Genomic DNA, 24,797 nt, shown 5'->3' on the forward strand with positions numbered 1-24,797 from the left:
TAAAATATTTTTATACTCTTTTCTAAAAGGAATTTATTTTTAACTGAATAACATGTTTACCAGGTTCTAGCCTTATAGAATCAAAAGCTGAAGGTACTTTCTTTCCATTATGAATTAAGTCTTTTCCATTTAAACCGTTCAAAGAAAATTCAGCAACCATATTACCAGGAATTTCGATTTCATAAGTTTGAAGTCTTGCTCCATTATAGGTGTATTTCCCTTTTATTGCCCCCCTTACAGTAGGTACTTCTATAGTACTTGATTTCAATTTACTCATCTGTGGTTTAATAGTTGCAACGCCAAAACCAGGTGTTTTTGGCTTGATACCCCATAACCCCCTTGGAATTACGTTTGCCGGTACAGCTCCCCATGCATGATTCCAATCTAGATTATTCTTGTATTTTAAATCCCAAGCTTCTAACGTAATCGTTGAGCCACTTCTAATCATATTATACCAACTTCTTTCTGCTTTACTTTCCATAAGTTCTAAGGCATAGTCTGCTTCTCCTGCATTGTATAAGCCATCCATTAAAAATTGGGCACCATAAACACTACAAGCCAAACCTCTAGACTTTACATAATCTACAACAGATTGGTAATGCTCTTCTGGAACCAATCCAAAGGCTAAAGGCATCATATTAGCGTGTAAGGAAGCATGATCTGTTCCAATACCATCAACATAAATACCACGTTCTACATCAAACATTTGTTCATTAACTGCTTTTTTAGCTTTAATTGCTCTTAGTTCAAAATCTAAAACCTCTTGAGTTTTACCTAAAATTTTTGCAAATTCTGCCATAATTTTCATGTTCTCATAGAAAAATGAATTAATTACAGTACTATATGGTTTAAAAACAAATCCATCACGTTCACCTTTAGTTTTACTACCATTAAAATTAGCAGAAGGCCAATCCACAATATCAGTTAACGGTTTTTTATAGCCGTCTTGAAAGCCAAGTTTACGCATAAACTCTTGGTCTACTTTAGTTGATGTGATTAACCCATGCTCATTAGATAGTTCAAAAAGTGTTTTGTATTTCAAAGGTTCGTAATAACGTTCAATAAGCTCAATATTACCTGTATACATATAATCAGCATAAATCAATAACGCCACATGCTGTTGCCATTCAGTAGGCCATGTTGGGTTTTTCATGAAATACTCAATGGTACGTCTTGCCATTGCAAACTCTCTATCTGTTGTGTAGTGACTTAATTGATTTAAATAAGCATCAGCCTCATAAGGAATACGCTCTCTATCACCATCAACATATAAGCCGTTAAATGTTGTTGCCTTAATCGAATATTTACATAAATCCCAAACTTGGTTTAAAATATCATTGTTACTTGTAAAACCACTCGCATTGTCATCCCAATAAGTGCGGAATGCTAACTGCTCAAAATTTTCAGAAGTAAGCGTTCCTTGAGCTCCTTCTACTTCAGCATATCTAAATGGAACTAATGGAGGGAATCCGTCTGGCAAAGGAATGGCTTTATTAGCTCTTGTATTTCTCTCGTTTTCTTGTACTTTAATTTGATATTTAGTTTGGCCTGGTTTTACATTAACTTTAATCTCTTGGTATCGAATATTACTTTTCTTTGGTGGTGTTCTATTAACATTACCTTTATTATCAACCATTTCGCTTACCCTTACTGTTAAAGTATGTGGCGTTTTTGCTTCATAAGTAAAATCCATTGTAGCAAATGCTGCCTTACCAAAATCCATGAAATAAAAATCTCCTCGGTTTTCAAACTTAACTGGCTTTATTCTATCAATTTCAAATTTATTTTCGGTTGAAATAATATAACTATCACTTTTTCCAGTTGTGAATTTTTGTGCTTCAGAATAATCTACAAGTCTGTTTTCTTGCTCCCATATTCTAACTTTCCAAAAGTATGCTTTTCCAATTTCCAAAGGATTACCTGCATACTCAACATCTGTTGATTTTGTAGAAGCTACTCTCCCACTATCCCAAACATTTCCATTATTTGCATCGATACTTTTTTGATTTGAAGCCACTAAAATTTGATACGCCCCTTGAAATTTAGAACCTAAAGGCACTGTCCAACCAAATTCTGGTTTTAAATCGAATATTTTTACATCAGTACTTGGCTCTCGAATAAGTTCAACGGTTAAATCTGTTGGTGCTGCTCTATATTCGTTGCTATTCTTTTTAATTAATTCATCAAGCTTTATGCGTAATTTATTAGCTACTTCTTTGTACTTTTTCTTTCCTATTAAATTTTTAATTTCTTGAGGATCTTTTTCTAAATCATAAAGTTCTTCAATAGATTTATCATTAACATACCTGAAATACTTCCACTTTTTTGTACGCACACCTTCACTTGGTGGAATATGTTTAAAATCCCAAATGTGTTCAATCAAAATAGTGTCTCTAGCTATTGTATTTGTTTCCTTTTTAACAATAGGCATCAAGCTTTTACCTTGCCATGTATCTGGGGCTTTAACACCTGCTATATCTGCAATGGTTTGCGGAACATCAATGTTTAGCACCATATCATCAACATCCTGATGCTGATTTATTCTAGGGTCAAATACAATTAATGGCACACGTATAGAATTATCATACATTAACCATTTTCCAGCAAATTGACGTTCTCCTAAAAAGTAGCCATTATCCCCCATTACAATGATTACGGTGTTTTTATCAACCCCTTTTGCTTTTAGTTTTTTACGTATTTTTTTGATTTCCAAATCTACTCCAGAAATCATTCTGTAATAACCTTTTAAACTATGCTGATATTTTTCAGGGGTATCATAACGCCATGTCCAACGCAATCTATTAAACCCATCTCTTACAATTTTTGGTTGCGCATCAAAATACTTATCATCTCCTAATTCTGGCTCAGGAATAGTTGTACTTTCCAACATTTGGTCCATTTCAGATTGCCAGAAATATTGCTTTGGAGCTCCATCATGGGCATGTGGTGCACTAAAACTTAATGACAAACAAAACGGCTCATCGTTAGAAGCATTAGCGTCTATAAAATCTAGAGCTTTTTGTCCTGTATATCTTGTTAAGTGAACCGTATCATTATCAATAGTTTTATAGTAATATCCTCTTCTATCTTTATAACGGTTATTTCTGTCGTAAGATTCGTATTCATCAAATTGTTTATCTAAATCGTTATAGCGCACTCCATATTTTCCAAAGAAACCAGTATAATATCCATTATCTTTAAGTAATCTTGGATAAGAGTTTGCCATATATTCTTCCCGTACATTACCTGTTTGAAAATTAAAATTATGTGCACGCTCATGTAACCCCGTTAAGATACTAGCTCTACTTGCAGCACAAATAGGAGTAGTAACTATTGCTGTGTTGAAATACGTTCCTGATTTAGCCAAATCATCCATTTGTGGAGTTTCTACAAATTGATTTCCTGCATAACCAATGGCATCAAAACGCTGATCATCAGTTAATATGAAAATAATATTTGGTTTTTCACCGTTGTTAGCCTGTTTAGCTTGTCCGGAAATTTTGTTAAAACATACTAGCATCGAAATAATGGCTAGTAAAAAGCAGTTCTTTTGCATAAAAATAGTCTTAGTTTAATGGATAATTTTAATAAAATCTATAGCCTATAAATTTATTTATTTTTTAGCCAAAAGCTATCCTGTTGTGTCCTGAAACAAAATCTAATGAATTGGGAATTCTACTACTTCTAAAGATGTGTAGAACTAAGATACTATTTTACCAGTTATCTGTTCTAAATATAGAAATTGGTAAACCTGAATTTGTTTTCAAATTGCTTTCAAAACAGTCTTCAAAACCATATCTCACAGCTACAGGCTTTTTTACCTGTTCACTATAGATTATTAAGCTTTTTTTGTCTTCACTAAAACTCACTTGAGCAGGATAAAACACTTTATCAAAAGATGCTACTACAAATCCTTTTATATTTTTGCTTTTTAGGAAAAAATCGCTTTTTTGAAATTTAAAATGAAGTTTTACTTTGCTATTTTTTACTATCATTTTATTTAGCTCACCACTTCTATAATTTAAATTATTAACACTATACTGTTTAGTAAGTGCCCAATTTGCTAATCGCTTTGCTACTATTTCTTTTTTTGAAGGATGAATATCATTACAATCTCCAGAATCTGTAGTAATTACTAACCCTGTATTACGAATTTTCTGGAAAACTTTAAATTGCGCTTCTCTAATTAAATCGGCTCCCATATCTACAGCCTTTTTATTTTTAACATAATCAAAAGGGGCAATTTGCACAAAATAAAAAGGAAGGTTTTTATCTTTCCATTGAGTTCTCCATGAAGCTATTAAATCTTTCATATAACTCTTATATGCGCTAGGATGCATCCTATTTGATTCCCCTTGATACCAAAGTATACCTTTAATCTTAAAATCCTGAAAAGGATAAATCATTGCATTGTATAAAAAAGTTGGTTTCTTTTGCTTGTTTTCCTCTATCGGTAAAGAATCAAAAAACTTAATGTTGTTATATTTTAGCAATTTATGCTTGGGTATCCATGATTCAATTTTAGTTCCTCCCCATGAAGATTCAATAATCCCTATTGGTACATTTAGATTTTCAAAAAGCGTTGTACCAAAAACATATCCAATTGCACTAAAATCTTTTGCTGAAGCTTCATTAGATTTAACCCACTTACCGCCAACATCAAAATTAGGTAAAACACTTGCCGCTCTTGGATTATTGAATAATCGAATACTGTTATTTTTAGCAATTTTGAGATATTTTTCTGAGTTTAAAACCATTGATTTTCTTAAACCTTTCAATGGCATTTCCATATTAGATTGTCCAGAACAAAACCAAACTTCACCAATTAAAACGTTAGACAAAGTTACAGTATTACTCCCTTCAATCTTTAACGAATGACTTTCAAAAGAACCTCGTTTTGTTTTAATTTTTGAAAACCAGAAACCCTCTGAATTTACAACTGTTGATTTTTTTTCTCCCCAACTTGAAGAAATTTTTATTAGTGTGTTAGGAATATCTTTACCCCAAATTGAAACGATTTCCTTTTGTTGCAAAACCATATTATCTCCAAAAAAAGCTGGCAACTCAACCTGACTGTTAAGTTGAAAACTTACAAGGCAAACAACTATGTAAACAAGTCTTAAATGTTTCATTAATTTTATTAGAGAACTATTTTATCATTCCATTTTACAATTTCATTGTTATACATAGCGTCAAGTCCCATTTGTACGCATATTGCAGCTTTTGCACCAGTAATAACATTTGATTCTGGTGTTTTATTACTTATTATTGATGATTTAAAATCAAGCAAAGCTTGCTTACTTGGATTTAAATGCTCCAAATCTATTTTATAACCTTTTTCTTTATCCCATTGCGCAGTCGCTCCACTTACACCATCTACATCTTGTATAATTTTATTCTTCCTTTTGCCTTCTGGATAAAACCAGGCGTGCTTAGTATCGATAATTATGGTTCCTTTATCTCCAATCACCTTTATTTGATAACCATCTTTCGCATTACTGGTTAAACAAGTAAACTTTGCTTCTACTCCGTTTGGGTAACTATATATTAAATGAACATTATCAAACGTTTCTCTTCCATCTTTCCAATAATCAACACCCCCAACACCCATAACTTGATTTGGGGTTTCATTAAGAACCCAATTAACAAAATCGATTTGATGTGAACATAATTCAGCAGTTAATCCTCCTGAGAATTCTCGATACATCCTCCAATTTATAGCTTTTTCAAATTTAGAATCAGGAACTGGTCTTCGCCAGTTTCCATGCCTATTCCATTGACACTCAAAACCTGTAATATTACCAACTTTTCCTTGTTTAATTAAATCTACTATATGTGTATAAAGCCTTGAACTATGGTATTGATGACCTGTTTGAAATATTCGATTAGAATCATTTTCCTTATTAACTAATTCAATAATTCCTTTGTAGCCCTTAGCTAATGTTTTTTCGCAATATACATGCTTGCCAGCATCAAGTGCATCAATCGCAATTTTTGAGTGCGTATTAAATGGTGTTGCAACTATAATTGCATCAATATCTTTGTTATCTAAAAGTTTTCGGTAATCTGAATAACCAGTAGGATTTGAATTAGATTTTGCTAAACCTTTATTTAATCTAAATGGCAAAATATCGCAAGCAGCTATTACATTTACATGGTCTATTGAATTGATTATAGACGTTAAACCGCCTCCACGATCTCCAGTACCAATAACACCAATATTTATATTGTTGTTGGCATTTAAATTAGACATCACATTGCCATATAAATAAGAAGAACTTGCTATACCTGCAGTAACTACAGCTGTATTTTTTATAAATGAGCGTCTTTTCAAATTTTATAGTTTTGGTTCCCAACCTGGCTCATAAGTTCTAGACCAGAGTTTCATGGCATCTCTGTTATACATCATACCTGTTTTATCATCTATATCAAAACCATCATTAATTCTGTAAGCAATATTTGCGTAATGCACCATAGCCATACTTTTACTAGCATCATCAATAGGTGCGTTTAATTTAGTTTTTCCTCTAATGGTATCAAAAAGATTTTGAACATGTTTTGTTGAGGTATCTCCACCTCCACCTAAAGCAGTTCCTGCTTCTTTCGATGCTGAATTGTATTCTTTAACTAATTTTCCTTTACGGTCATATAGCATGTATTTACCTCTATCTACAAATACTGATCCTTCTGTTCCATAAATAACAGTTCCACGACCTCCTCCATAAGTACTGTAACTATTTCTAGATTTACCATCCCACTTAATAACCTTATTATCAGCAAATTTAAATGTAGCTTCCATATCATCATACATTTCCCAACCATCATCTAAAAAGTGACGCTTTTCAGCTTCAACATATACATGCTGAGGAAAATCCACTTGTAATGCCCAACGAGCCACATCTAACTCATGGGTGCCATTATTACCAGCTTCGGCGGTTCCATATTCCCAACCATACCAATGCCAGTTATAATTCCATGTTTCAGAGGTATAATCGCGTCTTGGCGCGGGACCTTGCCATAAACTCCAATCTAATCCATCTGGTATTGGAGCACTTTTTTGTACTGGTGACTCACCACGTCCATTGTTATAAAATGCAACAGCTTTATATGGTTTCCCAATAATGCCATTATGTATTTCATTAATAATTTCAATAGTATGACCTGATGAACGTTGTTGATTACCCATTTGAACCACTTTGTTAAAATATTTTGCTGCTTTAACCAATTGTTCATTTTCATGCATATTGTGACTACAAGGTTTTTCTACATACACATGTTTGCCTGCTTTCATTGCCATTATTGATCCTGGAGCATGCCAATGGTCTGGTGTGGCATTAATCAATACATCTACATTTTTATCGTCTAATACTTTTCTAATATCATTCTCTAGTGAAGGGTTATAATCTATATATTCTCTAAACCCCTTTAAAGCCTTCAAGCGTTGACTTTCCATAACATCACATAAGTAAAGCAATTTGGCATTAGTTGCTTTTGAAGCTATGGGTGGCTTAAAAGCATTCAAACGCCTTCCTAAACCAGCAATAGCTACGTTTAAGCGGTCATTTGCACCAATGATATTCTTATAACTTTTAGCAGACATAGCATTAACGCCACCTGTTAAACTAACTCCGATTGCCGCTACAGTTGTTTTTTTTAAAAAATCTCTTCTATTATTATCCATTTTACTGCTTGTTATTTTTTGGAACTCTAATTTTAATATTTCTAAAAGACACCTTATCACCATGGTCTTGCAATAAGATTTGTCCTTTTTCTAGCACTCCAAAATTAGGCCATTTAGCATATTTGCTTTCTGAAACTAAATTTAAAAATTCTTCACTTCCACGCTCATATTCTAAAACTTTTACATCATTAAGCCAATGCTCTACATGATTATTAATAGACTTAATATACGCCGTATTCCATTCTCCAATTGGATTAATCGGTTTATTAGGATTTGCTTGAATTAAATCATACAAAGAACAAACTGTTCTACTACCTACATGCGAACCTAGTTTAGCATCTGCATGCAATGCATCATCTAAGATTTGATATTCTAAACCAATTGATGATCCTGATCCTTTATTAATTTCTGTATCTACGTAATATTTTATACCACTATTTGCTCCAGGTGTTAATTTAAAATCTACTTGTAATTCAAAGTTACTGTATACATCGGTTGTAACAATATCACCACCTGCTTCAGATTCGGCACCTCCTGTATCAGCTACGATTAGCTCTCCATTTTCTATCGACCAACCTTTATCTGGAAACGTATCTAATTTAGCGCCACGCCAACCTTGAGTTGTTTTACCATCCCAAAGCATTTTCCATCCAGCCTTTTTTTCATTGTAAGTTAAATTATTTTTAGTAATTATAGGTTCAATAGGAGATTCTTTAGAATATTTTGATAAATTTTCAGTTAAAATCTTAGCATTCTTCCACATAACCTGCTTACCAAGCTTCTCCATTTTATTACCAATAGAATGTACTTGCAATCCAATAAAACCAGTAGCTGTTTTATCATCAATCAAATAAGAAGCAGGAACATTATTTATCCAAGTTTTTATAGTATCACCTATGGCTTCAACTCTGTAATTATTCCATTTATTTTGTTTGAATGCTTTTTGCGCTTCCGGATTATTCTCAAGTGGATTAAGCCATTTACGTCGTTTTTCATCATAAATACCACCGCTCCAAGCTCGCTTTGAAGGATCTATTTCAACTTGATATCCATGCACCATACCTTCTCTATAATATGGAAGACTATTACTTCGTATTTGTATACCTGAATTCATCGTGGAATCGACTTTAAAATCGATTTCAAAAATAAAATTTCCATACATTTTATTGGTTGTTAAAAATGTATTTGGTGTATTAGCCTTGGTAGTGCCAATAATTACGCCATCATTAACCTTATAGGTCGCTTTACCTCCCAAAATTGTCCAACCATTTAATGAATCATTCTTAATCAATTCTACCCAAGGTATTTCTTCTTTTTTTGTGTTACAGGATATGATAAAAAAGCATGCAACAATTAGTGATAGTTTGGTTGTAATTGTATTCATAAATATATATTATAATAGTTTGTAATAAATGTACAGATAAATAAAAAAATAACCTCCATTTTAAAACTTAATTTTAAGTGGAGGTTATTTTTGACTAACTCAATAAACTACTTTAATTTAAACATATATAAAAACTGTATACTCATTTAAGTTCAGTTTATAATCATTAATTATGAAGTTCTGTTAATTAATTAAAACTAATGTAATATAGATAAGAAACTATCCTGCTGTATCCTGAAAATAATATTTTCAGAAGAATAAACTGTAGTTTTAAAATTAAAGTAAGTTTGATATAAAATATTAGGTTTTAACTGGCTTATATCAATATTTGTACTTTGAGTGTAGTAAAAGGGTATTTAAAAAGTGTTAAGGTTTGAAATACAATAAACTTGATAATATATTATCTGGTATTTAAGTCAACAAACCAGCCTTTATACTAAAACTAACTTTATTTAGAAGTTAAATGTTTTTTTGTATGAATAAAAAAATAGCGAGAATTTAATCCCGCTATTTTTAACTTAAACGATATGATTTATAATGTCTTAAAATTAAGGTATTTCTAAGTCTAGTGTAAACTCCTCAAACTTTACATCTCTGTCTCTAATAACTAAAGTATCTTTAACTGTATGCAATAAATCAAGCGTTGCTGTTGTTGTTGAAATTAATCTACCAAAAAAGCGTCTCTCAGTAACTTCAACTTCTAGTTCTCGGTATTCATAATCTAAGTAAATTACGTCTCGACTTTCACCTCCCCATTCATCTCCATCTTCTACAAAATTTCCTGAGCCCGTTACAGTAACTGTACTACTTGGGTCTGCATTAGTAACAGTAATTTCTTCATTATCGTTAAATGTTAATAGTAAAGACAATGTATTATTGGTAGCAAGATCTGGATCTGATCTTCTAACACCAATAGTAGTAGTTGCTATATTTCTTCCTGCAGTTGATACTGGAAGTAATTCATCACCTACAACAAACTCAGATCTATAAACTGTAGAGTTATCAATGTCCCTTGATTCTGTCTCTGTTGGGTCTCCACTTTCAAAAACCGTTTCCAATCCGACAAAGCCGACAACTGCATCCTCACCGCGTCTTAAATAGATACCTTGATATTTATTCATAAACTTGATACCAAAAAGTGTATAGTCTTTAGGTTGTGTTGCCCAATCATCAGCTTTAATCTTAATTGGGTTATCAACCACTGGTACACCTGTTAAAAGAGAATCTAATTCTTCATAACCAGTAATTTTTAAAGGAAGAACATAGTTAACCGAATCCTTTTCAGCAACAAATGAAAGTGGATCATCAAAAAATGCATCTGAAAGCTGCACCGGTATGCGTCCTTTTGTAGAACCAGAAGGAATTGTCACAGGACTTTCTTGTTCAATAGTATAGTAAGAAGCAGGTAATACTCTTACATTTACTGCATTAACCCCTGTCAATTGAGTAGCATCTATTAATTCAGGAGCTAACTCAAAATGTACTCTTCGATTTTTATTATTATTGTAAACTCCAGACATAACAACACCGATTTCAAACCGTCCATTATTGTCGTTTTCATTAAAACCTAAATCATACTTCCCTTGAATTAATGTTCGTACAGGGGTTTGAAATGGAAAATATACTGAAGTTGAACCAAAATCGTCAAATTCATTTTCCTGATTTTCGCAAGCCATTAAACTAAAGGCAATTACGCATATTATTAAATATTTTATTTTCATGTCTAATATTTTTTAATTCTTCTAAGTTACATAATTACCCTACCAGCCATTATTTTGCTCCAATTCAGGAAATTTTATAGTCTCTGCATTTGGAATTGGCATATAAGTCGCAAATGGTTGGTAATCCCTCTCTTCTACAGAAGGCAACTCAACATAATTACTTCCGTTAAAAAAGTAACCTTTAGCTGTTTCATTTAAAGATAGTCCCCACCTTCTAAGATCCCAGAACCTATGACCTTCAAAACTTAGTTCTATACGACGTTCATTTCTAATAAGCTCTCTCATCCCGTCTGTAGTTGAAATAGATGCTAAGTAGTTATCTGGTTGTGTAATTCCTGCTCTATCACGTATTGCTGCAATCACGTCACGGGCGGTAATACCACCAACCTGATGGTCAGGACCACCAATTTCGTTAGCTGATTCTGCTAAAATTAAAAACAATTCGGTATATCTAAAATACACATTAACATGTATCTTACCTGTAGCAGTATTATCATTATTAATTCTAACATCTGGACGTAACAATTTTTTAAGGTAATAGCCTGTAGTTGTTGATTGCTGAGGAATAGAATCTAACCTATCATTTCCACCACCAACACCAGTATTAATTGTTCCACCTCCAAAAGAAGCCCCATTAAGAACAACATATTTTTCTAACCTAGGATCTCTATTGGCATACGGGTTTTGTGGATCAAAACCATTAGCCTCAGTTGCAGGATATCCGTCTTGCATTGGGAATGCCATTACAAAGTTATGTGTTGGATTAATCTCCCCATTTCCATTAACTGAAGGCGGAAACATTCTTTCTTCATAGTTGGAAGTATTGCCTCCTAAAGAACTACGCCAAAGCATTTCGCTACTCTCTAAATTAGGATCATCTGCATAAAACTCAAGACCAATTGGATCCAAACCAGCAACGCCTCCAATAGTATTTAAAATTTCAGCGGCATTATTTGCTGCCATATTATAATAGTCTTGATTATTTAAAAACGAAGGACTTGCAGCAAAAAGTGCTAAACGTGCTTTTAGTGCTTTTACAATTCTTCCTGAAATACGTAAATCAAAAAAGTTATCATTTACCACTTTGTATTTAACATAATCAAAGTCTTCCAAATTTGAATACCACTCATCTACCTGTACCTCACTTAATCCATAATCAGTTGGTAATAAAGTAAGTGCCTCATCAAAATCTGCCATAATAGCCTGAACAGAGGCTTCAAATGGTAAACGGGGTACATTAAAGTTACCATCAGGTTCAATAAATTCAGTAAAATAAGGAATACCTAATAATTCACCAGAAGTACCAACTCCTGCATGTGCTTGAAGCGCATAAAAATGATGCAACCCTCTTAACGCCAATGCTTCACCCTTTAAACGAAGGTAAAACATATCATTAGTTAATGTATCTCTGCTCCATTGTATTTCTCTTGCATCAATAATTTCTAGAAATCGGTTTACCCAGAATACATTTTCAAATCTACTCCAACGGGCTATAGGGTTAAATTGTGCGCTTAGCTCTCCAATAGCAATTCGCTTGATATCATTATCCAAAATATTATTAACAGCATCATCAGTAGCCGCTTCAGTAAATGAATATTGATCCAACAAGTTATTATATCCATTTAATAATATTCCTTCTGCTAAATTTGGATTTGCGCTAACATCATCAAAATCTAACCTGTTTTCATCAATAGGTTCGAAGGTATCACAAGCAATCATGCCAGTAAACACCAATACAATTAAAATATATTTTATTAAATTTTTCATTTTATTTATCTTAATTTTCTAATTATATTAAAATGACGCTCTTATCCCTAGAGTAAAAGCTCTAGTTAGTGGCGCTCTACCAATCCTTAATTGGCGAATATCTCGATTTTTAGCTATTTCCAAAAGGTTAGTTCCTTGAAGGTTTATGCTTAAATCTTGAATACCAAGTTTATTCGATATGTTATCATCGAATTCATATGTTAACTGAGCACGATTAATAGTAAAATAACTATTATCGTACAACCAAAATGTAGATGATCTAAAGTTGTTTTGATTTGTACCAGCTGACAACCTAGGAAACGTTGCTGTATTTGCAGTTTCGGGAGTCCAACGATTTAAAACAACCTCAGAATATTTATCATTTCCATCAACTGAATAATATTGGTTAAAAGCACTATTTAATTTACTACCAACTCCTCCTGTTTGTCCGGTTCCAAGTATAAATAGATTAAATGCTTTATATTTTACATTTAGGTTAATTCCATAATTCCAAGGACTATTAGTCTGCCCAATTGCAATTTGGTCATCGTCATCAATCCAATTATCTCCATTTTGATTGGCGTATTTTATATCACCTGGCTTTAGTACCGTACCAAATCGAGGAACTGGCAAACCAGCATTTAAATTACCGTCTCCATCAAAATCGGCCTCAGAATAAAAGCCTTGGTCAACTAAACCAAAAGTTGTATTAACCTCTTTTCCAACTCTGTTTTGGTAGTCAAACTCATTTATTTCAGATCGTTGTAATACTTCTGTTTGACTGTACAATATATTAGCACCTATAGCTACTGAAACATCATTAAAGTTTTTCTTAAAATTCATACCTATTTCAAAACCAGTATATAAGTTCTTACCGAAATTGTTATAGGGTCTGAAGTCTTCATAATAAGACGGGTATAGGGCATTCAAAAATTCTACTTGCTTATCGAGCTCTGATTTAAAATAATTAAACTCTAACCACAGAGAATTCATTAAATAACTTTCTAAACCTATGTTTAAATCAATACGCTCTTCAAATGTTAAATCAAGATTCTCTCCTTGTGAAATATTTTGTCTACGATTAGAATTTCCATCAGCCCAATTAAAATTGTTACCATTAGAATAGTTTACATTATATAAATAGTAACCACCTATTCCTTGGTCAGACTTTATAATACCACCTGAAGCCTTTAACTTAAGGTAGTTAATAAAATTACTATTCTTCAAAAAAGGTTCTTCACTTAAAATGTACGCCACACCTGAAGTTGGTGATAAAGCACCTCTATTTCCTTCCGGTAGCTTTAACGAAGTAACATAGGTTCCTGTAAAATCAAAAAATAGTTTCTTTTTGTAGTCATAAGCTATTTGAAATCCTAAATGAGCATCAACATCTGTTTGAATAACATTGCTTCTCCTTTGTGAATTATAATAACCTAACAACGTGGTATTTAAAGAATGATCTTTAGAAAAAGTTGTGTCATAATTTACCAGTCCATAAAGACCAAATCGAGATACAAAACCATTGGTACTAACATTTTCAGTTTGATCTTTTATGTCTCTACCAAAAATACCAGAATCATCTGCGATAGGGTTAAGTGAATCAGTATTATCAATACCAAAATTTGTTATTCTATTACCTTCCCAACCTGGAGCGTATGTTTTGTATTCATTAATTATATTTAAATCAAAAGAATCATAAAAATCAAAACTCACATAGGTTTTAGCAGACAGACCTTTTGTTATCCTATCTAAATCAAAATTGATTGAGTTGTTAAACTGTGTAGAACGAAACACATTAGTTTGGTACCCACCAGCAATAGCCAAAGCTATAGGTGCATCTGTACCGAACTGTTGTGTTGTTCCCAAAAGAAACCCATTAAACGTACGTGCCGTTTGCAATTGTCCTGCAACCGTAGGGTCGCTAGTATCTACTAAATTTGCAGGTAAAAATGGCGAATAAGTATTAGGCTTAAGAGTAGTACCAGCGCTCAACAAATTAGCTCTAGACGAATTAGTTGTACTTATAATCGCAACACCATCTAGACTACTAGTAATCCAATCATTTATTTTAAAATCTAAGTTACCTCTTATATTAAAACGGTTATTACCTGCATTGATGTCATCATTAATATTAACCCATTCCTCTCTAGTATTCCAACCCACATTAACATAATACTGATTTTTATCATTTCCACCAGAAAACTCAGAAATAACACTTGTAGTATTAATAAAGGGTTGCACATATTCACTTGAATATAAGTCTACATCTGGGTATAGGTACTTATTTAAGCCACTATTGGTATTAAAAATCTTCTCATTTGAAAATCTTCGCCCATCATCTGCTAGTGCACCATCGTTATCCAAAGCTTCATTAAAAAGTGTCATATATGCCGCTGAACTCAAATAATTGGGCAAAGCCCTAGGGACACTAATACCAGAGCGTACATTAACATTAATCTCTTTTCTATTTTCTTTTCCGCGTTTAGTGTTAATTACAATAACACCATTTCTACCTTGACTACCGTATAATGCCACAGAGTTTGCATCTTTAAGCACCGTTATCTGCTCAACCTCTTCCATATTAAGAATATTAGGATCACGACCAATTACACCATCAATAACAAAAATAGCATCATTCCTTAACCCTCTAACATTATCAGAACCTCTTACTCCTAACATTAGTCCGTTAATATAATCTCTAACCCATTGGGTATTGTCATAGGCTAAACGATCTTTTGTGTTTATTGATGAAACCGCTCCAACAATATCACGACGATATTTAGTAGCTACTCCCATCTTAATTTCATCATCTTCGCTGGCCAGAAATGGCGATTTCTCCAAGGTAATATTATCTGTCAAATCAAACATATTAGTGAGCTTCGATTCATAACCCTTTTTTTTAATTACAACAGACTCATCATCAAGTAACATAATTTGAAACTGCCCATTAACATCCGAAGATGTTTTATTTCCATTAAAGCCAAAAACATTAACTCCGCTTATAGGGTTACCTTCTTTATCAACCACAGTTGCTTTTACTTCTGAAACTTGTTTTTGAGCCAATGCTATATTACAAAAGCAGAACAACATTAAGCAAACTAGAGTAAACAACTTATATAATTTATTTATCTTCATTTTTTTCTTTATATTAATTAAAACGAAATTGTATAAAACTACCATCCTGGGTTTTGAGGGAAGCCCTCGTAAATTTGTGTTTGATCAGCTCTAAACGGTAACCAATAGTGTTGAGGAAAATCACAAACTCTATCAGCAAGAAGTCTTTCTGTGAAACTACTTCTATTTTCTGGAAAATCTAAGGCTAATTTTCTTCTGTATTTATCTAAATGTGCCACTCCCCATCGTCGTATATCTACCCATCTATGTGCTTCATAACTTAACTCAACAGCTCTTTCTCTTCTAAGTTCATCCATAAACTTGTTGTTATCTGCAACTATATTAGGATGCACATTAGGAATACCAGCTCGATTACGGAATAAATTAATAGCACCCTCAGCAGTTAAGCTATAAGAACTTGGTGTTGCAGTTGCTCCCTTAGATGCATGTAATGCTTCTGCATACATTAAATAGACATCTGTTAGTCTCATATGCATACGCATACCAGAATATTGTCCTATAATATTATTCCATTTACTATGATACTCACCATCAACTTTGGGATAAAATTTTGTCCACATATACCCTGTTGTAGATTTTTTATTATCAAAGATAGTTCTACGGTGTATACCTGCATCATCCGCAGTATTATACCAAAGCTGTGCAAATCTGTGCTGTGCGTCTCCTCCTGTTGCTTTTGGAGCTACCTCATCACCATCTATAATATGCCATCTGTAAAAGCGTGGATCACGATTTTCAAAAGGTTTAGTTACGTCAAAATCTGAAGTTCCATATTGACCACTTTGATCATCCTCTATTGAAAGGCCATTAGCCATTCCAAAATTGTTATGAATATAATTATGAGTAGGAGAGATATTTTCTGATATGCTACCATGCATGTCTCTATTTACTCCTGATGTCATAAATCTTTCGACTTGACCTTGATTACCTCCTCCAGCAGAAAACACATATTCTGTACCTCCTGGCCATGCATTAGGTGTTGGTGATTTCCAAAACACCTCATCATAATTATCCCAAGAAGCTAATGCATAATAACCTTGGTCTGCTAATTTAAGAATTCCTGAAAAAGCATCAACAGCCATATCACATAACTCCTTGTCATACTGATACGTATTTATACTACCGTTATTCCCAAACATTAAAGGGCTTGCTGCTAAAAGTAAGTTTTTACCTTGAAAAGCATATGCCGTTCCTTTAGTAAGCCTACCCTTATTTTCACCAAATGTTAGTTGGCCATAATCCTCTTCATCCCAATCATTAGGTAATAACTTAATGGCTTCTTCGTAATCTGCATTAGCTAGTAAAGCAACTTCTCTATAGGTTTCTGGACGTGGTAATTTAAAATCATCTATTAAGACTCTATCTATGTATGGATAACGTCCCCAAAATTTCATAATCTCATTATGGAAAAATGCTCTAAAAAAATAAGCTTGTCCAAGAATAACATCTTTTTCCGCTTCAGTTGCATTCACCATTAAATCAATATTAGCAATTACAATATTAGCTTTACGAATACCACGTAAGCTACCATCATATAACCCTGGTCTTTGTCTATTAAAAGTATTAATATTATCAACATTGGCTGAATTGGTCCCTGTCGATCCATAATCAGAATTTTGGTGATTATTAAAGTAAGAAAAACTTTCTGATATTACAGCATTGAAGTTTCCTGCATCAATATCACCACTCATTTTTACTTCTCTATTAACATGCCCGTCATCACCCAAAAGAAAATCTTGAAAGGTATGCGCTTGCACTTCATAAGCTACCACTAAGGCATACATTTCTTCAACGAAACCTTGAGCATTTTTAAAGGTTGAAAAAACCTCTACTTCGTCTATGATTGACTCTGGAGCCTGATCTAAAAAATCCTCACATGAAAACGACAATGCGAGTCCTAAGATTATTAATATTTTTATTTTATAGTTTTTCATTATTTCTTTTTTTTAAAAATTCATATTAAAACCAATGTTAAATCTTTTTAAGGTAGGATAATCTCCTCTTGAACGTGCACTTGCATCAGTGTTAAACTCTCTATCATCAGGCAAATCAGACCATAAGATTAGGTTATTACCATTCACAAAAACTTGAAGTTTCTTCAGTCCAAGCTTTTCACATGTCTTTTTTGGTATATCATAAGATAAAGACACTGCTTTAAGCCTTGTTAATGATCCATCCAACCAGTTATCCCTAGGGTTGCTAGCTCCTTTTGCTTGCCATGCTGGTTGTGTATCTGTATTGTTAGGCGTATCTACGGTCCAATAATCCAAATCCTGTGTAAAAATTAATGGTGTTGTTTGAGTAAACGTATTGTTACTAAATTGCCTAGAAGCATTTTGAGTTCCATACAACTGAGCTGAAATACTAAATCCCTTGTAGCGTGCCCCCAGAGTAGCACTCCAGTTTCTTTGAGGCTGTTCTGGATAACCAAAAGGTGCGTTATCAAAATTAGAATTGTAAACACCATCTCCATCAAAATCTACAACATCATAATAACCTAGACGCGTAAAACTTTGATTCTCATTTCTTGGTGTTGACATGTAAACATCGTCCCAATTTGTTAATATCCCTGCGGGAATGGCTGTTCTATTTTGCCCAATTGGATAACCAGCATCATTTTTGTAAGAAGGTTCAAACGCTGGATCATCTCTTAGTATAACATTATCTATGGCTTGCGTATAACTAAAATCACCAAAAAGATTTAAACCATTACCAAAGGTATAATTGGACCCAAGTACAATTTCAAAACCTCTTACCTCAACTATACCTTTATTAATATCTGGAGCCGTTGCTCCATAGAAATCTGGCACAGTACGACTAGAACTACCAGCAACTATAACTTCAGTGCGATCTTCAGCAAAATAATCTAATTCACCAGTTAATAATCCATTAAATAGAGAGAACTCAGCAGCTATGTCAATTTTAGTAGCTGCCTCCCACTGAAGGAATGGATTTCCAACACTATCCTCTCTATAGAAAACATAAGGCGATCTTGCTCCATTGCCTTGATATGTACTTGGCACTAAAAATGCAGAACCAAATACAGGACCTCCATTTGCCCATTGTGTTTGATATTTAAATCTGTCCCCAGAATCATCACCAATAAGTCCATACGACCCTCTAAATTTTAGCAAATTTAACCAATCTGCATTTTCCATAAAGGCTTCGTTTGACACTGTCCAACCTAGTGCTATGGAAGGGAAAAACTCGAAACGAAAACCTGGACCAAATTTTTCAGACCCATTGTAAGCTCCGTTTGCCTCTAAAAAATATCTTGAATCGTAGTTATAAGTTGCCCTTCCTATCCAGTCTTCACGAAATATTGGAAACTGATTACCATTAGTAGTTTGCTGCTGTCTTCTCATTAAAAAAAGCGCAGTAAGGCTATGTTTCTCTGCAAAAGTTTTGTTGTAATTAAATGAAAAGTCATAAAGCATTAGACGTTTTCGTTGGCCATCCTCCTCTTCTGAAGGACGTAAAGTCCAATCTGGTTGAACATAACCAAATCCGGTATCAGTATTTGGAATGTCTAGCTGCTCAACACCATTATCGTAAAATCTATATGATACACCCCCATCATTTAATACTTGCTTACTCCTCCTTCTATTATCTAGCGAAAATCGTCCTTGAAAAGACAAGCCTTCAGTTATAAAGTCTAATTTTTGCTTTAGCATAAAATCTGAAGTCACTTGGAACTCCGTAAAAGTATCATAACCAGAGGCCGACAAACTTACAATAGGGTTATTGAAAATAAAAGCAGAATTTATAGATCGCCCATAAAAACCATCTGGATATACAGGCGTGTAAAGACTTGGAGCTATTTGGTAAATACCATTTATAACATTACCTACACTAGAAGGATTTTCTCTAACACCTAAGAAACCAGCTAGACTAACAGAGAACTCAGTAGTACTTGTAATATTAAAATCAATATTACTTCTAAAATTAAATCTTTCGTAGTTGTATTCACCTAGATACCCTCTTCCGTTATCATACTTTCCACCATCAAAAATATCATCTACGGTTTGGTAAGCTAAACTACCAAAATATTTGGCCTTTTTATTACCACCTCGCACAGACAAATTAATTCTATAATCTTGCGCAAAATCTTTCAATAATTCATCTTCCCAGTTAACGTTAGGATAAATATAACTTTCTTCCAGAGATGCAGGGTTACGGTATTTATCGCGAATAGCTTCTGGAGTATAATCTCCCCATGATAGAGGAGCAATAGACAATTCTCTAAGAATAGAGCTATTTGCCTCCCTTATTGCGTCATAAGAATCTAATTTTTGTGGTAATTGAGAAACCATTTTAATGGTTGTATTCACATTTAGCGACAACTCCGCCTTTCCTATTTTACCACGCTTAGTGGTAATTAATATTACACCATTAGCGCCTTCTACACCAAAAACAGCCGTAGCAGAAGCATCTTTAAGCACCGAAAGGTTTTCAATATCATTCATATCTATATCGCTCATCGACCTCTTAACACCATCCACCATAACTAGAGGATCACCATCACCATTCCATGAACTTCGACCACGAATAAAAATCTTGATATTATCCTCCCCAGGAACACCACTACTTTGTATAGCAGTAACACCTGGTAAATTTCCCTGTAACGCTTGTTCAACATTAGTGATACCAGCTGCCCTTTCCATTAAATCCTCACCTTTTATTTGGGAAATTGCTGCAACTACAGACTCTTTTTTCTGAGTACCATAACCTACAATAACAACTTCATCTAGGCTTGCTATATCCTCTTCTAGAGTTACATTGATTGTTGTTTTTCCATTTACTGGAATTTCTACCGTTTTGAAACCAAGATAAGAAAACACTAAAGTTTTTTGACCAGAAGTTAATTCAAGAGAATAGTTTCCGTCAAAATCTGTTGATGCACCACGAGTGGTTCCTTTTTGCAGAACACTTACACCAGGCAAAGGCATACCACCAACGTCTTTCACAACACCAGAAATTTTTTCTTGAGCTTGTAAGTTAACAGCTGTAAAACTGGATAAGACCAGAGCAAGCATTAATACAAACCCAGAAAAAGGAAACTGTCTTTTTAATTTTTGTTTCATTTTGAGTTTTAGTTTTAACATATTATAGTTTTATTAGTTTGACATAGTAAAACTCCATAACAAAGTTATGAAGTCACCAATATCTTTACAATTTTACAAATAAGTGCTTGCTCAAGTATCCTGTACTGTACTGATAAAACAATATTTTTTATTTTTATTTTAAATCCTAAGATAGACAATCAACACAAATCATTTTTAAACCTTAACAATAAACAAGTTGACTTTTTTTTATTTAAAAAAAACAAAGATTAACTTGTTGTTGAATTAAACATTTATATTTTTGTATTTTGTATACAAAATACATTTAATAGTAAATGTTTTATGATTGAACACAAAAACATAAGTCAGCCTATTTATATAAAGTTAAAAGAAATGATTCTTAGTGGTGAATTGGAGCAAGGTGAAAAAATCGTTCAAGAAAGAATAGCTTCATTATTAGGTGTTAGTAGAACTCCTCTTATGAAAGCCTTATTAGCATTAGAAAACGAATATTTAGTAGAAAGCATCCCTCGAAGAGGTATGTATGTTAAATCTTGGGATAAAAAGGAAATTACAGATATATATATCTGTAGAGAAGCACTTGAAGGTATGGCAGCACGTTTGTTAGCACTTTCAAGTAATGATAACATCATAAAACAACTTCAAGCTTGTTTTAACCCCTTTATTTCTAAGAAAAAAATAAACTTGGAAACCTATTCAAAAGCAGATGAAAAATTTCATTCGCTGTTAATTAAACTTACTGGTAATGAACCTCTAGACAAAATATACTTTTTTGGGAAAATACATGATAAAGTTACAGGTCGTGGACTTATTAGAACTCCAGAAGAAACACTGGAAGAACACTTTGGTATTATCAAAGCTATTTCTAAAAAAAATGCTGATGAGGCAGAAAAACTAGCAAGAATGCACATTAAAAAATCGAGAGAATTATTATTTAATCAATAAAAACTAAAAAGTGAAAAATTATAACATTGCAGTAGTACCAGGAGATGGCATTGGAAACGAAATAGTTCCTGAAGGGTATCGAGTATTAGAAGCCGTTGCTAAAAAGCATAATTTCAATATATCATCGAAAAATTTCGATTGGGGTGCGGGCTACTATTTAAAAAACGGTAAGTTTCTGCCTGATGATGGTTTAGAAACTTTGAAAGAATTTGACGCAGTTTATTTTGGTTCGGTTGGCTTACCAGCTGTTGATGATACACTTCCTGCCAAAGATTATACCTTTAAAGTACGTACAAGTTTTAATCAGTATGTTAATTATAGACCTGTTAGAACTTATCCAGGAGTAACAAGACCTTTAAGAACAGAAAAACATATTGACTTTGTAATTGTTAGAGAAAATACTGAAGGTGAGTTTGTACAAATGGGAGGTCAATATCTTCCAGACGAAGCTAACGGAATGGGAACAGATACCAGTGTTTTTACAAGAAAAGGTATAGAAAGAGTAGCACATTATGCTTTTAAACTAGCAAGAACAAGACGTAAAAAAGTTACCCACATTACTAAATCTAACACCTTAATAAATAGTTTAGCCTATTGGGATAGAGTAATTAAAGAAGTAGCTCAAGAATATCCAGATGTAGAGCATGAACAAATGTATATCGATAATTCAACAGCTATGTTTGTTTTAAAACCAGAAATTTTTGATGTGGTATTAACAACAAATCTTTTTGGAGATATTTTAAGTGATTTAGGTGGTGCCGTTATGGGTAGTTTAGGTCTTGGTGGTAGTGGAAACATAAATCCAGAGAAAGAATTTCCATCTATGTTTGAACCTATTCATGGATCTGCACCAGATATCGCTGGACAAAACATTGCTAATCCTTATGGGCAAATATGGTCTGCAGCTATTATGCTAGAGCATCTGGGTGAAGTTGAAGCTGCGAACAACATCATGGAAGCTATAGATAAAAGTACATCCTCTGGGGTACTTACTGTAGATTTGGGAGGAAGCGCTAAAACTTCTGATGTAGCTGATGCCGTTATTAAAAACCTTTAATAACTAATGAATACTATAGTAGATCTTACTCTAAATTATACAAATGCTTTTACTGGCTTCTCAAAAGAAGTTAGTAGAAGCATTGAAAAAGATGGATGGAATGCGAGTATCTTAACGTTTTACTCACATTGTGGCACACATATGGACGCCCCTATTCATTTTAATGTAAGTAATCAAACTATAGATAAAATATCTGTTTCTGATTTTGTTGGGAAAGCTTGGGTAATAGATGTCCGTGAAATAGGCTCAAAAGGACTATTACATTCAAATCATATTCCTAAAAAAATACTAGAAAAATTTTCTAAAGGAGACAGTCTTATTTTTTGGACAGGTTGGTCACAATACGTAAACACTTCAAAATACAGAGATGAATTACCCAGAATAAGTGAAGAACTTGCTCTTTGGTGTCTTGAAAATAAAGTTAAAATGATTGGTGTTGAACCACCATCTGTAGCCGACGTAAATAACTTAAAAGAAGTTACAAAAATTCATCAAATACTACTTAAAGGGGTTGTTATTATTGAAGGGCTCACTAATATTGAAGCAATACAATCAAACTGTGTAGAACTTATAGCATTACCTCTAAAAATAGCTGACGGAGATGGGGCTCCTGCAAGAGTCATAGCTATAGAAAAATATAAATGAGTATTTCCTTATTAAACATAGCAAAACGACTGCCTGTAGAAGATACTTCTAACTACAGAGGTATGAATCACAACCTCTTTAAACAATTAAATAGAACTTGTATAGTTATTGATGATGACCCTACTGGGAATCAAACAGTTTACGATATTCCTTTACTAACCAATTGGGATAAAGAAACCATTCTGAATGAATTTAAAAAAGAAACTCCAGTTTTTTTCATTTTAACGAATTCCAGAAGTTTATCCGAAAAGCAATCTTCAGAAATATTTAGGGTAATTTCTGAAAATGTTGGAGAGGCGTCAAAAACTACAAATAGAAAATTCACCATTATTAGTAGAAGTGATTCTACATTACGAGGACATTTTTCTGAAATAGAAGTTATTAAACAAACTATTTCAATACAAGAAAGTATTACCTTATTTATTCCGGTAATGTTTGAAGGCGGACGTGTTTCTGTTAATGACACACACTATATTTCGGATAGCGAACACCTCACTCCTGTTAATGAAACTCCATTTGCAGAAGACCATACTTTCAGATACTCTAATGCAAATTTAAAAGCTTATATAGAAGAAAAAACAAAAGGAAAAATTAAAGCTTCAGAAGTTTATTCTTTTAGTATTAATGACGTAAGAACGCTTGATGTAAAATTATTAAGCAAACAACTAATCGCATTAAAACCGAATCAATACTGTATTGTAAACGCATTAAATTATACCGATTTAGATAAATTTTCTCAGGCTATTTTGTTAGCAGAAAAATCAGGAAAAACAATGTTTTTCAGAACCTCTAGTTCTTTTGTGCCTTCATATATTGGACAAAAACCAAAAGGGTTACTTAATTCTAAAAACCTTTTAGATACTAATAATTCATCTGGCGGACTAACAGTTGTAGGTTCTTATGTTAAAAAATCGTCCATTCAACTCAATTCAGCTTTAAATCATTTTGAAAAAGAATGTATTGTTGAAGTAAATGTTGAAATTATTTTAAGTAAACAATCATCTAATTATATCGCATCGTTAATTTCTAAAATAGATAAACTGTTAATTCAAGGAAAAGATGCTATTATATTTACCAGTAGAAAAATAATCTCTGGAAAAGACACTACCTCTAATATTAATATTGCTTCAAAAATATCAAATACATTAGTTGCATTAGTAAAAGGCATACAAGTTTGTCCAAAATATTTAATTGCAAAAGGCGGCATTACTTCTCATGATTTAGCAACTAAAGGCTTAGGTATGAAACAATCAAAAGTCTTAGGTCAAATAGAATCTGGTATTCCTGTTTGGTCTATGGGTAAAGAAACTAAATTTCCTGAATTACCCTATATTGTATTTCCTGGTAATGTAGGAAATGAAAATTCGCTTTTAACAATAATCCAAAAACTAAAATAATT

General features: G+C 33.1%; 14 protein-coding genes. 4 read left to right on the forward strand and 10 right to left on the reverse strand.

Annotated elements, in window-relative coordinates:
• Window positions 1-22: 22 nt before the first annotated feature.
• From Q0870_RS04310 to Q0870_RS04355, 10 genes are all read right to left on the reverse strand, one after another.
• Window positions 23-3,556, reverse strand: coding sequence for a sulfatase-like hydrolase/transferase (locus Q0870_RS04310; protein ID WP_298551432.1), 3,534 nt, complete (start codon window positions 3,554-3,556; stop codon window positions 23-25).
• 157 nt (window positions 3,557-3,713) lie between these two features.
• Window positions 3,714-5,132: a sialate O-acetylesterase gene (locus tag Q0870_RS04315; RefSeq protein ID WP_298551434.1), complete on the reverse strand. Its 1,419-nt coding sequence runs from the start codon at window positions 5,130-5,132 to the stop codon at window positions 3,714-3,716.
• Between the two features lie 8 nt (window positions 5,133-5,140).
• Entirely contained in the window at window positions 5,141-6,334 is a 1,194-nt protein-coding gene (locus Q0870_RS04320) for a Gfo/Idh/MocA family oxidoreductase (RefSeq protein WP_298551437.1), read from the reverse strand.
• Window positions 6,335-6,337: 3 nt separating this feature from the next.
• Window positions 6,338-7,681 (reverse strand): Gfo/Idh/MocA family oxidoreductase, encoded by a 1,344-nt coding sequence (locus Q0870_RS04325; RefSeq protein WP_298551439.1) that lies wholly within the window; start codon window positions 7,679-7,681, stop codon window positions 6,338-6,340.
• Between the two features lies 1 nt (window position 7,682).
• Window positions 7,683-9,065 carry a DUF1080 domain-containing protein gene (locus Q0870_RS04330; RefSeq protein ID WP_298551441.1) on the reverse strand — a complete coding sequence of 461 codons (1,383 nt, stop codon included), beginning with the start codon at window positions 9,063-9,065 and terminating at the stop codon, window positions 7,683-7,685.
• A gap of 548 nt (window positions 9,066-9,613) precedes the next feature.
• Entirely contained in the window at window positions 9,614-10,786 is a 1,173-nt protein-coding gene (locus Q0870_RS04335; RefSeq protein ID WP_298551443.1) for a DUF5627 domain-containing protein, read from the reverse strand.
• Window positions 10,787-10,825: 39 nt separating this feature from the next.
• A complete protein-coding gene (locus Q0870_RS04340; RefSeq protein ID WP_298551445.1) occupies window positions 10,826-12,553 on the reverse strand; it encodes a RagB/SusD family nutrient uptake outer membrane protein in 1,728 nt (575 codons plus the stop codon).
• Between the two features lie 27 nt (window positions 12,554-12,580).
• On the reverse strand, window positions 12,581-15,667 hold the full coding sequence (locus Q0870_RS04345; protein WP_298551448.1) for a SusC/RagA family TonB-linked outer membrane protein: 3,087 nt from the start codon (window positions 15,665-15,667) through the stop codon (window positions 12,581-12,583).
• Window positions 15,668-15,705: 38 nt separating this feature from the next.
• The gene (locus Q0870_RS04350; protein ID WP_298551450.1) at window positions 15,706-17,601 is read right to left on the reverse strand and encodes a RagB/SusD family nutrient uptake outer membrane protein; all 1,896 of its coding nucleotides are present in this window, start codon (window positions 17,599-17,601) and stop codon (window positions 15,706-15,708) included.
• Window positions 17,602-17,613: 12 nt separating this feature from the next.
• Window positions 17,614-20,751, reverse strand: coding sequence for a TonB-dependent receptor (locus Q0870_RS04355; protein ID WP_298551452.1), 3,138 nt, complete (start codon window positions 20,749-20,751; stop codon window positions 17,614-17,616).
• A 321-nt stretch (window positions 20,752-21,072) separates the two neighbouring features.
• On the opposite strand from Q0870_RS04355, the gene Q0870_RS04360 reads away from it, so the two are divergent.
• From Q0870_RS04360 to Q0870_RS04375, 4 genes are read left to right on the forward strand one after another with little or no spacing between them, the layout of a single operon-like run.
• Window positions 21,073-21,696 carry a GntR family transcriptional regulator gene (locus Q0870_RS04360; protein WP_298551454.1) on the forward strand — a complete coding sequence of 208 codons (624 nt, stop codon included), beginning with the start codon at window positions 21,073-21,075 and terminating at the stop codon, window positions 21,694-21,696.
• Between the two features lie 10 nt (window positions 21,697-21,706).
• Entirely contained in the window at window positions 21,707-22,753 is a 1,047-nt protein-coding gene (locus Q0870_RS04365) for a tartrate dehydrogenase (protein ID WP_298551456.1), read from the forward strand.
• 6 nt (window positions 22,754-22,759) lie between these two features.
• On the forward strand, window positions 22,760-23,398 hold the full coding sequence (locus Q0870_RS04370) for a cyclase family protein (protein WP_298551458.1): 639 nt from the start codon (window positions 22,760-22,762) through the stop codon (window positions 23,396-23,398).
• Window positions 23,395-24,795, forward strand: a complete 1,401-nt coding sequence (locus Q0870_RS04375) for a four-carbon acid sugar kinase family protein (protein ID WP_298551460.1) — start codon at window positions 23,395-23,397, stop codon at window positions 24,793-24,795. Before Q0870_RS04370 ends, Q0870_RS04375 begins: the two co-directional genes overlap by 4 nt.
• The last annotated feature ends 2 nt before the right edge of the window (window positions 24,796-24,797 follow it).

This window comes from uncultured Algibacter sp. (assembly GCF_947487575.1).
In the GTDB taxonomy this organism is placed as follows: domain Bacteria; phylum Bacteroidota; class Bacteroidia; order Flavobacteriales; family Flavobacteriaceae; genus Algibacter_B.